This is a genomic window from Terrabacter sp. P5_B1 (assembly GCF_056400505.1).
Genome location: NZ_JBFULD010000103.1, coordinates 1 through 12,015, shown reverse-complemented (window position 1 = coordinate 12,015; position 12,015 = coordinate 1). Strand labels below are relative to the sequence as shown.

Annotated in this window: 10 protein-coding genes; 8 read left to right on the top strand and 2 right to left on the bottom strand. The window is 70.5% G+C overall.

Annotated elements, in window-relative coordinates; all coding sequences use genetic code 11:
• From AC1DP0_RS09605 to AC1DP0_RS09595, 3 genes are all read left to right on the top strand, one after another.
• A partial coding sequence (locus tag AC1DP0_RS09605; RefSeq protein WP_478084060.1) for an extensin family protein occupies positions 1 to 768 on the top strand: 768 nt, incomplete at its 5' end.
• 61 nt (positions 769 to 829) lie between these two features.
• Entirely contained in the window at positions 830 to 2,239 is a 1,410-nt protein-coding gene (gene proS, locus AC1DP0_RS09600) for a proline--tRNA ligase (RefSeq protein WP_478084058.1), read from the top strand.
• A gap of 130 nt (positions 2,240 to 2,369) precedes the next feature.
• A complete protein-coding gene (locus AC1DP0_RS09595; protein ID WP_478084056.1) occupies positions 2,370 to 3,107 on the top strand; it encodes a nitroreductase family protein in 738 nt (245 codons plus the stop codon).
• Between the two features lie 48 nt (positions 3,108 to 3,155).
• Here AC1DP0_RS09595 and AC1DP0_RS09590 read toward each other — a convergent pair whose 3' ends face one another.
• Positions 3,156 to 4,064 carry a serine protein kinase RIO gene (locus tag AC1DP0_RS09590; RefSeq protein WP_478084054.1) on the bottom strand — a complete coding sequence of 303 codons (909 nt, stop codon included), beginning with the start codon at positions 4,062 to 4,064 and terminating at the stop codon, positions 3,156 to 3,158.
• 258 nt (positions 4,065 to 4,322) lie between these two features.
• Here AC1DP0_RS09590 and AC1DP0_RS09585 point away from each other — a divergent pair, with 258 nt between their 5' ends.
• The 4 genes from AC1DP0_RS09585 to AC1DP0_RS09570 all read left to right on the top strand — a co-directional run bounded on the left by AC1DP0_RS09585 (position 4,323) and on the right by AC1DP0_RS09570 (position 8,866).
• A complete protein-coding gene (locus AC1DP0_RS09585; RefSeq protein WP_478084052.1) occupies positions 4,323 to 6,002 on the top strand; it encodes an esterase/lipase family protein in 1,680 nt (559 codons plus the stop codon).
• Positions 5,999 to 6,883 carry a caspase family protein gene (locus AC1DP0_RS09580; RefSeq protein ID WP_478084051.1) on the top strand — a complete coding sequence of 295 codons (885 nt, stop codon included), beginning with the start codon at positions 5,999 to 6,001 and terminating at the stop codon, positions 6,881 to 6,883. The genes AC1DP0_RS09585 and AC1DP0_RS09580 overlap by 4 nt, the downstream gene beginning before the upstream one ends.
• A gap of 163 nt (positions 6,884 to 7,046) precedes the next feature.
• Positions 7,047 to 8,246, top strand: a complete 1,200-nt coding sequence (locus tag AC1DP0_RS09575; RefSeq protein WP_478084049.1) for an acyl-CoA dehydrogenase family protein — start codon at positions 7,047 to 7,049, stop codon at positions 8,244 to 8,246.
• Positions 8,247 to 8,287: 41 nt separating this feature from the next.
• Entirely contained in the window at positions 8,288 to 8,866 is a 579-nt protein-coding gene (locus AC1DP0_RS09570) for a YflT domain-containing protein (protein ID WP_478084047.1), read from the top strand.
• 75 nt (positions 8,867 to 8,941) lie between these two features.
• On the opposite strand, the gene AC1DP0_RS09565 is transcribed toward AC1DP0_RS09570, so the two are convergent.
• A complete protein-coding gene (locus AC1DP0_RS09565; protein ID WP_478084045.1) occupies positions 8,942 to 10,486 on the bottom strand; it encodes an aminopeptidase P family protein in 1,545 nt (514 codons plus the stop codon).
• Positions 10,487 to 10,595: 109 nt separating this feature from the next.
• Between AC1DP0_RS09565 and AC1DP0_RS09560 the strand changes: the two genes are divergently transcribed.
• On the top strand, positions 10,596 to 12,015 hold a 1,420-nt coding region (locus AC1DP0_RS09560; RefSeq protein ID WP_478084043.1), incomplete at its 3' end, for a threonine/serine exporter family protein.

The following is a 12,015-nucleotide window of genomic DNA, read 5'->3' as shown; positions in this document are numbered from 1 at the left end:
GCGTATGCCGTGTCGCGCGGTCCCGGCCTGCCGTCCCTCCCGAAGCTCGTCGGTCTGGGTGAGCCGGCCCCGCCGGAGCTCCACCTCGACCCGCAACCGGTGGACTTCCGCGACCTGCAGGCGCGGCGGCGCATCGGGTCCGCCACCCACGCCTACGAGGTGACCGCACGACCCTCGACCTTCTACGTCACGGAGCCGTTCGGTGCGCGGCTCGATCGATGGCTCGCGTTGCACCGCAGCCACATGGGCCAGGCGCCCGATGAGATCCGGTCGTACGGAGCCTGGGTTGCGGGGGTGGCGACGTCGTGGCACGGCTCGGGCGAGGCCATGGACATCGCGCGGTTGCGGGCGGGCGGGAAGGATGTGACGTCGCTGCGCCAGGACCTGTGGCGCGATGCCCCTGCCGGCGAGCTGCGCCGTCGCCTGGCCCTCTACTGGCGCACTGCGGCAGGGTTGCACCACGAGTTCGCCGACGTCCTGACCTATCTCTTCGACGATGCGCACGGCAACCACATCCACGTCGACCTCGGCCGCTTCGGGCCGGAGCAGCCGCGCCTCATCCGCCGGTCGCACGCCCAGGTGCAAGCGGTCCAGGCCATGTGCCGCCACGTCTGGGGCCGCACCGACGTGGAGGTCACCGGCCACTTCGACGATGCGACCCGAGACGCCACCACACGCATACTCGAGCAGGCCGGTGGACCGGGCGAGCTCGCCGACACGCGTGAGGCGTGGCAGGCCTTCATGGTCGCCACGATGGAGCACGCCTAGCACCGGAGCCGAGCGTTCAACGGCGCGCGGAGGCAACCACGCCGACCTTAGGATCGGCGCCATGGCCAAGACCGTGCTCACGCCCCAGTCCGAGGACTTCCCCCGCTGGTACCAGGACGTCGTCGCCAAGGCCGAGCTCGCGGACAACGGGCCGGTGCGCGGCACGATGGTCATCCGTCCCTATGGCTACTCGATCTGGGAGCGGATGCAGGCTGACATGGATCGGCGCATCAAGGAGGCCGGTGCGCGCAACGCGTACTTCCCGCTCTTCATCCCGGAGTCCTACCTGACCCGCGAGGCCGAGCACGTCGAGGGCTTCAGCCCCGAGCTCGCCGTCGTCACGCACGCCGGGGGGAAGGAGCTCGAGGAGAAGGTGGTGGTGCGGCCGACGTCGGAGACCGTCATCGGTGAGTACCTGGCCAAGTGGACGCAGAGCTACCGTGACCTGCCGCTCCTGCTCAACCAGTGGGCCAACGTCGTGCGGTGGGAGCTGCGCCCGCGAATCTTCCTGCGCACCAGCGAGTTCCTCTGGCAGGAAGGGCACACGGCGCACGCCACCGAGGAGGACGCCCGCCTCTACGCGAAGCGGATCCACGAGGACGTCTACGCGGCGTTCATGCGCGAGATGCTTGCGCTGCCAGTGGTGCTCGGCCGCAAGACCGCTCGTGAGCGCTTCGCCGGAGCGACGAACACCCTTGCGCTTGAAGCGATGATGCGCGACGGCAAGGCTCTCCAGATGGGCACGAGCCACGAGCTCGGCCAGAACTTCGCGACGGCCTTCGACATCCGCTACCTCTCCGAGGAGGGTCGGCAGGAGACCTGTTGGACGACGTCGTGGGGCACGTCCACCCGCATGCTCGGCGGGCTCATCATGGGCCACGGCGATGACCAGGGCCTTCGGGTGCCGCCTCGCCTCGCACCGGTTCAGGTCCTCGTCATGGTCGTCAAGGACGGCGAGGGCGTCGTGGAGGCGGCACGTCAGGTCGTCACCGACCTCGTCGCCCAGGGGGTGCGCGCCGAGCTCGACGCGCGCATCGACACGCCCTTCGGTCGTCGGGCCGTCGACGCCGAGCTCAAGGGCATCCCCGTCCGCGTCGAGATCGGGCCGCGCGACCTCGCCGACGGCTCGGTCACCGTGGCGCGCCGGATCGCCGGCGGCAAGTCGTCGGTGCCGCTCCGAGCCGTCGTCGACCTGGTGACCGGCGCGCTCGAGGAGGACCACGACGCGTTGTATGCCGCCGCGCTGGCCCACCGGGACGCCAACACCGCCGCCGTCGTCACCGAGGGGGAGGCTGCCGAGGCGGCCCAGACCGGGTGGGCGACGATCCCGTGGTCCACGCTCGGTCCGGAGGGGGAGGCGCGGCTCGCCGAGTCGGCGGTCACTGTGCGGTGCCTGACGATGCCCGACGGCTCGGTGCCCGCCTCGGAGTCCGACGACGGAGTGCTCGCCGTCGTCGGCCGCGCCTACTGAGCTGGCGATCGAAAGGGCAATCCGTCCTGCGCGGGGCGGACGGATTGCTCTTTCGATGGGTGGGAGGAGGGGACGTGGGTTTGTCGACACCGGCCGCCGGGAAGAGACGTGGGTCGGGCATGGTTGTGGTGTGCGTGAGGACGGTGAGCGCGACGTGACGGACGAGGCGAAACCCGCTGGACGGCATACGCCCTCAGCGGTGGCGGCGCAGCCGGAGATCCTCACGCCGCTGCTGCGCGACCGCGAGAGCGTCATGGTCTACGACCGGTCGCACGTGCTCGGACCCGAAGCGCTGCGCGCCATCCTCGAGGCGGCGCGCTGGTCGCCCTCGGCCGGCAACTCGCAGCCGTGGAGCTTCATCGTCGGGCTGCGCGGTGACGACACGCACGCAGGAATGGTCGACGTGCTCTCGTCGGCCAACCAGGCGTGGGCGCCGTCGGCATCCGCGATCATCCTCACGCTGCACCAGGTCGCGACCGACGAGGACCACGAGATCTCCTACAGCGACTACGCGATGTTCGACCTCGGACAGGCTGTCGCCCACATCACGGTGCAGGCACGCTCGATGGGACTGCAGGTGCGCCAGTTCGGCGGCTTCGACCACCGGGCCGCGACCGAGCGGTTCGCCGTTCCGCCGCACTGGGTCGTCACGACCGGGATCGTGCTAGGGCTCCCCGCCCGTCCCGATGACGACGCGGAGATGCCGGCGTGGGTGCGCACCCGGGCCCGGCTGCCGCGCTCGCGCCTGCCGCTCGAGGCGTTCGTCCACTCGGGGAAGTTCGGCCACCCGGCGGACTTCCTCACCGACAGAGTCCCCGTCGACGGACAGGGATGGAGGCCACCCCACGAACGGGTGGCCTCCACCTGACCTGTGAGCTCTTCCAGCGTGACCCGGCATGACACGGGACGCCGGGCCTCACCAGCGTGACGTCGCCGCCGCCATGAGGTCACCGAAGAGCAGCCCCTCGTCCACCGAATACCCCCGACGAGTGAACCACTCACACATGTTGCGGGTGTCGCGTTCGAGGAACTCAGGCCCATGCGGATTGCCGATGACGTCGACGATCTGTGGCCAGTCGATGAGCACGAGCCGCGCCTGCTCACCCTCACCCTCGAGGAGCACGTTGTACGGCGAGAGGTCACCGTGCGCCCAGCCGAGCTCGGCGAGCCGGAGCATCGCCTCGCGCAGCTGCTCGAAGAGCAACGGCAGCAGGCCGACGTCGGGTCGCACCTGGGCGAGGCGGGGTGCAGCCTGTCCGTCCGGGGTGCCGATGAACTCCATCAGCATCTCGTCCTCGGACATCTGCACCGGATAGGGCACGGGCAGACCCTCGTCCCAGAGGCGCACGAGCGTCTCGAACTCCGCGAACGCCCAGAGGCCACTGATCAGCTCCTTGCCGAACGAGGTGCGGGTGCGCATGGCCCGCATCTCGCGCGACTTCCGCACGCGCCGCCCCTCGAGGTAGCCGGCGTCGCGGTGGAACATGCGGTGCTTGCTCGACCGGTAGCGCTTGCCGGCCATGAGCACGTCCCGGGCGGGCGAGCCCGGCACCCACCGGCGCACCAGGTGGACGTCGGCCTCCTTGCCGGTCTTGAGCACCCCCAGATCGGCCTCGACCGCGCCGAGGTCGGTGATGACCCAGCCGGGCCGCGGCTTCGGGCCGTGAGTGGCGCCGTCCCAGCTCGACCACCGCTCGCCCTCGGGCGGGCCGTCGGGGTCCGTGTCGACCGCGTACTGCTCGTCCTCGAGGCCGAGGACCGTCCGGCTGCTCAGCCGGGAGTCGCGCACCCCGAGGTCGTCATCGTGAAATGCATTGAAAGACAAGAGAACTCCAAGGAAGAAGTGATGTGGGCTGGCATGCCCGGGGCCGTCATCGACATGTCACCCTCCTCGGGTCCGGTGCGGTGCCCTGTGGCTCCGCGGTCGTCCCCGACGATCCCGGACGGCCGCCGGGCAGCGCAACCGAATATCCGCGGTCCCCGCCGCGTCACTTTCGGGGGCAATCCGTATCACTGCCCCCGCCCGCGGCTCTACCGTGGCAGGGAGACGAACCGTCGCGGGTCTGTCGGAGGGGAGTCGGGTATGCCGTCCGCGTCCTTTGGTGGGGGAGCGGTGCGCGTGCGCACACCGGCCGGCTACGACGCGACCAGGGCCGGCGATGTGAGTGACCGGGACCTCGGTGACGGAACCGGCCAGACCGCAGCCAAGGCAGCACTGCTGACGGCACTGGCCGAGCAGGACTTCGACGTCGTCGACCGCATCGACCTCACGCCTCCTCGAAGCAGGGATCTCGCGTCACCCGCCCCCGGGAACCGTCGTGGCACCGTGAGCCTCGATGTCGACGTGGCGCCGGGCGACGACGCCGTCATCCTGCTCGAGCGCGGGGGCCTCTACTCGTGGCACCTGCCCCTGAGGCCGACGGGCGGCACGCGGTCGATCGACTCCCGCACGCTCACCTTCGAGATCGACGTGCAGCCGCGGAGGCCGACGACCTCGGCTGCACGCGCGACCCGCCGGGCTCGCGCACTGGGTGCCGACCAGCCCCACGACCGTGGGCTGCTCGGCGACCTCGTGCACGGCGCCGTCCAGGCCATCGTGCTGCGCTTCGCCGTGCCGCTCGTCGCCGGAGGCCTCGTGCGCAAGCTCGAGGAGCCCGTCCGCCCCGGTCTGGTGCACGTGGCCGGCCCGGGAGCTGCGTCATGGCATCCGCTCGGCGCAGGTGACACCTTCGGCCTCCCCACCGACCGCCCCGTGCGAGTGCTGCTCCTCGTCCACGGCACCTTCTCGTCGACGGTCGGGGCGTTCGCCGTCATGGGACTCGTGCCCGGCGCGGAGGGCTTCCTCCCGAGCGTGCTCTCCGCCTACGACGCCGTCGTCGGCTATGACCACCGGACGCTGAGTGTCGACCCCAGGCAGAATGCGGTCGACCTCCTCGCCGAGCTGCGGCGCCAGCACCCCGGCACCGATCTGACGATCGACGTCATCACGCACAGCCGCGGCGGTCTGGTGACCCGATCTCTCGTGGAAGCCGTTCTGCCTCAGTCGAACTGGCCCGCCACGGTTGACAACATCGTCTTCGTGGCGGCCACCAACGGCGGCACCCACCTCGCCGATCCTGCCCGCTGGCACGATCTCGTGGATCTCTACACCAACCTCGCCACGGTGGGTGCTGCCGGGCTCGCCCTCCTGCCCGGCGGGGCGCCGGTCGCGGCGGTCGTCGGTGGTGTCGTGAGCGGCATCGGCGCGCTCGTGAAGTACCTCGTGTCGTATGTCGCGAACGGCGACGACGTGCCCGGGCTCGCGGCGATGATCCCCGGCGGCCCGTTCGTCACCGACCTCAACGGCGACCAGCCCGGGCAGCCGGCTCCCGGCACGCACTGGCACGTCGTCTCGTCCGACTTCCACGTCAGCCTGCTCGACGGGAGCCACCGGCCACCGGAGTTCCCCAAGGAGCTGGCGGTCCGGCTCGGCGAGGGGTTCGTCGACGGGCTGTTCGAAGGCGACAACGACCTCGTCGTCGACACGGCGTCGATGTCGGCCATCGGGCCACCCTCGGGCGGCTACGTCGAGGACGCGCTGGCCCTCGGCACGAACGACGCGGTCTACCACACCAACTACTTCGGCCAGCTGGGCGTCATCGAGGCCATCGGGAGGTGGCTGCCGCTCGTCAGGGGCGCGGGCGGTGGCCCCGAGACCGCCGTCGGGGCCCCGGCCGCAGCACCACCCACCAGCCCAGCGTTACCGAGAGAGGACTTGCCATGACCAGCAGAGCCCTGTGCGTGGGGATCAACGAGTTCAAGACGCTGCCCCAGAGCAGCTGGTTGAGCGGGTGCGTCAACGATGCCGAGGACATCGCGGCGACGTTGACGAAGAACGGCTTCCAGGCGGGCAACGTCACGGTGCTCCGCGACGCCGAGGCCACGAAGGAGGCGATCATGAACGCCCTCATTGGGATGATCCGCCAGTCCAAGCCCGGTGACGAGGTGCTCTTCAGCTACTCCTCGCACGGCACCCAGGTGCCCGACCTGCCGGGCACCGAGGCGCCCGGCGACAAGGAGCCGGACGGTCTGGACGAGGCCTTCGCGTGCCACGAGATCGCGGTGGGGACGGACGGCTGGGACCGCGACACGGTCATCGTCGACGACGAGCTCCGTGAGCTGTTCTCCTCGGCAGCCGAGGGGGTGCTCGTCGAGGTGCTGCTCGACACGTGCCACAGCGGGTCGGGCACCCGCGACCTCGACGACATCCAGCGCGACCTCCTGCGAGGGAGGCGCCCCCGCTACCTGCCGCCCCCCACCGCGAAGGCCCTGGCGCAGGCGCGCACGATCCGGGCCAACCACCCGGAAGCGGTGGAACGCAAGGCGTTGCTGTCGCTCGTGAAGTCGCGTGGGCCCAAGGCGAAGCCAGTCCTCTTCGCCGCCTGTCGTGCCGACCAGACGGCGTCCGACGCGCAGTTCGGGGGGCGACCCAACGGCGCCTTCACCCACCTCTTCCTCAAGGCCCTGTCGGAGAACCCGACCGGAACCCGGACCGACCTGCACAAGGCTGTGACGAACGGGCTCAAGGCGGAGGACTTCGAGCAGCGCTCGACCCTCGAGGGCCCGGTCAAGGCGAAGCAGGCCGCCTTCGGCCAGCTCTGGTGAGACCCATCCCGTGGTGAGCCACACCACAGGTGTCCACCCTCACACGCGGGGGCACTGACCGCCGGAGCTGCCCGGCGGCATACTCGGCGGAGGCGACCCGGCCGACAGCGTCGACCGGGCGCACCCGTTGAACCCGAGCCCGACGCAAGGTGGCGATCCAGGCATGTCCCGACTTCAGCAGACCGACGGCCTCACCGAGGAGCAGACCGAGCTGGTCAAGCTCGTCCGCGAGTTCGTCGACGAGCAGATCATCCCCGTCGCCACCCAGCTCGAGYACGAGGACGAGTACCCGCAGGCCATCGTCGACGGCATGAAGGAGATGGGCATCTTCGGGCTGATGATCCCCGAGGAGTACGGCGGCCTCGGTGAGTCGCTGCTGACCTACGCCCTCTGCGTCGAGGAGATCGCCCGCGGCTGGATGAGTGTCAGCGGCATCATCAACACCCACTTCATCGTCGCCTACCTGGTGCTCCAGCACGGCACCGAGCAGCAGAAGCAGCACTACCTGCCGAAGATGGCGACCGGCGAGATCCGCGGCGCGTTCTCGATGAGTGAGCCCGGCTGCGGCTCGGACGTGTCCGCGATCAAGACGAAGGCCGTCCGGGGCGACGACGGCGAGTGGTCGATCACCGGTCAGAAGATGTGGCTGACGAACGGTGGCTCGGCCAACCTCGTCGCGGTCCTCGTAAAGACCGACACCGGCGCCGACTCCGTGTACCGCAACATGACGACGTTCCTCGTCGACAAGGAGTCGGGCTTCGGCGAGACCGCGCAAGGCATCACCGTCCCGGGCAAGATCGACAAGATGGGTTACAAGGGTGTCGACACCACCGAGCTCATCCTCGACGGCCACCGCACGACCGACGCCCAGATCCTCGGCGGCGAGCCGGGCAAGGGCTTCTACCAGATGATGGACGGCGTCGAGGTCGGCCGGGTCAACGTCGCCGCCCGCGGATGCGGTGTCGCGAGAAGGGCGTTCGAGCTCGGCGTCTCCTACGCGCAGCAGCGCGAGACCTTCGGCAAGAAGATCGTCGACCACCAGGCCGTGCTCTTCCGCCTCGCCGACATGGCGGTCAAGGTCGAGGCCGCCCACGAGATGATGGTCAAGGCCGCTCGCAAGAAGGACTCCGGGGAGCGCAACGACCTCGAGGCGGGCATGGCGAAGTACCTTGCGTCCGAGTACTGCTCGCAGGTCGTCGAGGACAGCTTCCGGATCCACGGCGGCTACGGCTACTCCAAGGAGTACGAGATCGAGCGCCTGTACCGCGAGGCGCCGATGCTGCTCATCGGCGAGGGCACGGCCGACATCCAGCGGATGATCATCGGCCGCCGACTCGTCGAKGACTACAAGCTCAAGGGCTGAGTGTCCGTCTCCGTCGCCGCGAGGGATGGGAGGATGGAGGCATGAGTCTGCAACCAAAGGGTCCGGGGGGACGCCAGGGATTCGCGACGCTGTCCTTGGAGTACCCCATGTCGCTCGGGGTGTTCGAGAAGTACGTCGACGCGCAGAAGGCCGTCGACACGCTGTCGGACAACCAGTTCCCGGTCGAGAACTGCCTCATCGTCGGCACCGACCTCAAGCAGATGGAGCGGGTGACGGCCCGTCTCACGTGGGGCCGGGTCGCCCTCGGTGGTCTGCTGTCCGGCGTGTGGCTCGGCCTCTTCGTGGGCCTGATCCTCTCGCTGTTCTCCCGCCCCTCCAACCCGTTGACCCTGCTGCTCTCCACCGCCCTGTACGGCGCCGTCTTCGGCCTCATCTGGTCGGTCGTCGGCTACGCCTTCACCCGGGGCGCCCGTGACTTCTCGTCGGTGAGCCAGGTCGTGGCCACGCGTTACGAGGTCTTCTGCGAGCACAAGTTCGCGCAGCAGGGGCGCCAGATCCTCGCCCAGGCGGGCATCCCGGTCAGCCACTCCGGTTTCGGCAGCGCGACGCCTCGCGCAGTGGACCCGGACCAGGCCGGGCCGCCCCCGCCCGCCGTCTGACCGCCCTCAGGCCGGGACAGACGACGGGACAGACGACGGGACAGACGACGGGACAGACGACGGGGGCGGCGTTGTTCAGTCGCGCGCGGCCCAGATGCCGGCGATCCACTGCTCGACCTCGTCGGCACTGCGCGGCATCGCGGCCGACAGGTTCTCGCAGCCGTCCTCGGTGATGAGGACGTCGTCCTCGATGCGCACCCCGTTGCCGCGGAGCTCGACCGGGACGAGCTCGTCGTCCGCCTTGAAGTAGAGCCCCGGCTCGACGGTGATGACCATGCCGGGCTTGAGCTCGGCGTCGGAGTACTCCTCGCGGGTCGCGAGYGCGCAGTCGTGGACGTCGATGCCCAGGTGGTGGCTGGTGCCGTGCACCATCCAGCGGCGGTGGTACTGCCCGTGGTCGGGGTCGAGCGTGCCCTCGACGTCGACGCCGTCGGGGAGCAGGCCCCACTCGTGCAGGTGCTCGGCGATGACGCGGATGGCGGCGGCGTGGACGTCGCTGAACTTGTTGCCCGGCCGGCAGGCGGCGATGCCGGCCTCCTGGGCCGCGTACACGGCGTCGTAGATCTTGCGCTGCGCGTCGGTGAAGGTGCCGCTCACCGGCAGGGTGCGCGTGATGTCGGCGGTGAAGAGGGAGTCGACCTCGACACCGGCGTCGAGCAGGAGCAGGTCGCCGTCCTTGATGTCACCGGTGTTCTTGATCCAGTGCAGGGTGTTGGCGTGGTCGCCGCTGGCGCAGATCGAGTCGTAGCCGACGCCGTTGCCGTGGTGGCGGGCGTGCAGGCCGAAGACCCCCTCGACCCAGCGCTCGCCGCGCCCGCGGCGAACCGCCTCGGGCAGGTCGGCGATGACGGCGTCGAAGCCCTGGTGGGTGCCGGCGACGGCGTCGCGCATCTGCTCGACCTCCCACTCGTCCTTGACGAAGCGCAGCTTCGAGAGGAAGGCGGCGAGCTGCTCGTCGGCCTCCCGCTGGCGGTCGACGGGGGTCTCGGCCGCGTCCTGCGTCCCGGCCGCAGCGGCGCGAGCGCGGTCGACGCGGGCAGCGACCTCGGGATCGGCGTCGCGCACGACGCGGATCGTGACCTCGCCCGCGTCCTTCCCGACGGCCTCACCGAACTCGTCGATGTGGCGGGCCGTGAGACCGAGCTCGGACTCGATGTCGGCGAGGGTGGGGCGGGCACCGACCCAGAACTCGCCGTAACGCGAGTCGCCGAAGAACTCCTCGGTGTCGCGGTCGGCGAGGGGGCGGAAGTAGAGCACGGCCTCGTGCCCGGTCGCGCCGTCGTCAGCCGCGTCGTCGGCGGGCCGCAGCGGCTCGAGGACGAGCACCGCGTCGGGCTCGCGGTCGCTGCCGAGGCCCGTGAGGTGGGCGAAGGCGCTGTGCGGCCGGAAGACGTAGTCGCAGTCGTTGCTGCGCACCTTGAGGCCACCGGCCGGGACGACGAGGCGCTCACCGGGGAACGCGGCGCTGACGGCGTCGCGTCGACGGGCTGCGTGGTCGGCGACCTGCGCCCGAGGGGTCACCTCGGTGCCGCGGGGCGCCCAACCAGTCGCGACGAAGGCCCGGAACTCGTCGGTCGTCGGGCGCTTGCGGCTCGGAGAGGTCTGCTGCTCTTCACTCATCACCCGGCCATGGTGCCACGACGGACAGTCGCTGCCGAACCCGGTTTCGACGGTGCGGGGCACCCCGGTGGGTACCGGCCGGCCGGAGCAGGTGGCATACGGTCTACGGGTGGCCAGCACCGACCGAACCGCCCGGCCGACCACCGCCTACCGGAGCCTGCCCTCGTTGAGGGCGGGCACCCGGCGCGCCATGAGGCCGAGCGGACCGCCGACCGACGAGATCCCGATCTGGACGACCCCCGACGGGGTCGACTCGGTGACGGCCCAGGCCGTCATCGACCTCGCGATGCGCGCCGGGGTCGCGATGATCGCCACCGGCGCGGCCGCCGCCGATGTCACGGCGACGGTGCTGACCCTGACCAAGGCCTACGGCCTCAGCTCGGTCCACGTCGACGTGACCTACACGTCGGTCACCGTCTCCTACCACCGTGGACCGACCGCCGACCCGATCACCGTGATGCGCATCGTCCGCTTCCGCGTGCAGGACTACACGCGGCTCGAGCGGCTGCGCGGCCTCATCGTCGACCTGTCGCAGGACCCGGTGTCGGTGGACGAGGCTCGGGTGCGCTTCGACTCGGTCATCACGGCGCCGCACCCCTACCGCCGTTGGCTCGTCACCGTCGCCGGAGGTGCGCTGGCCGCGGCCGCTGCGGGCCTCGTCGGCGCGGGGCCGTTCATCATCCTGATCAGCTTCCTCACCGCGACCCTCGTCGGCAGGGTGCTGGCCTGGCTCACGGGCGCCGGTGTCGCGGCCTTCTTCGCCCAGTGCGTCGGCGCCGCGATCCCGACGGCGGTCGCGACCCTCGTCGTCGTGGCCCAGTCGGCCGGCCTCACCTTCGTCGGCGACGTGTCACCGTCGCTCGTCGTGGCCTCCGGCATCGTGCTGCTCCTGGCCGGGCTCTCGGTCGTCGGCGCCGCGGAGGACGCCCTGGAGGGCTACTACGTCACGGCCGGAGCCCGCGGCTTCGAGGTCATCGTGCTCTCGCTCGGCATCGCCGTCGGTATCTCGATCGTCCTCTCGCTCGGCAAGCGGCTCGACTACCCGATCGCGATCACCTCGCAGACGCTGCTCAGCGACAACGTGGTCGTTCAGGTCGTCTGCGCGGTCATCATCTCCGTCGCCTTCGCGGTGCTCTCCTACTCGAGCGGCACCGCGGTCGTCGTCGCAGGTTTCGCGGGCGGTCTCGGCTGGGTCGTGCTGGCCCTGGCCGAGCGGAGCCTCCAGCTCGGAGCCGTGACCGCGTCGGCCACGGCGGCCCTCGTCATCGGCTTCGCGGCGCGCCTCGTCGCGCGCCGCCTGACCATCTCGGCGCTCGCGGTGACGACGGCCGCGATCGTGCCGCTCCTGCCGGGACGCATGGCCTACGAGGGCATCTCGCAGCTCGTCACGAACTCCGACGGCAACGGCTTCGCGGTGGGCATCCCGATCCTGGTGCAGGCCTTCGGTCTGGGCCTCGGGCTGGCCGCCGGTGTCTCGCTCGGCACCTACTTCGCCGGGCTGCTCGTCGCCAGGCGCCAGGGCGTGCGTC

Coding starts and splice junctions, on each gene's coding strand:
- AC1DP0_RS09570 (WP_478084047.1), top strand. CDS start 8,288: ATGAGTCTGCAACCAAAGGGTCCGGGGGGACGCCAGGGATTCGCGACG.
- AC1DP0_RS09580 (WP_478084051.1), top strand. CDS start 5,999: ATGACCAGCAGAGCCCTGTGCGTGGGGATCAACGAGTTCAAGACGCTG.
- AC1DP0_RS09585 (WP_478084052.1), top strand. CDS start 4,323: ATGCCGTCCGCGTCCTTTGGTGGGGGAGCGGTGCGCGTGCGCACACCG.
- proS (WP_478084058.1), top strand. CDS start 830: ATGGCCAAGACCGTGCTCACGCCCCAGTCCGAGGACTTCCCCCGCTGG.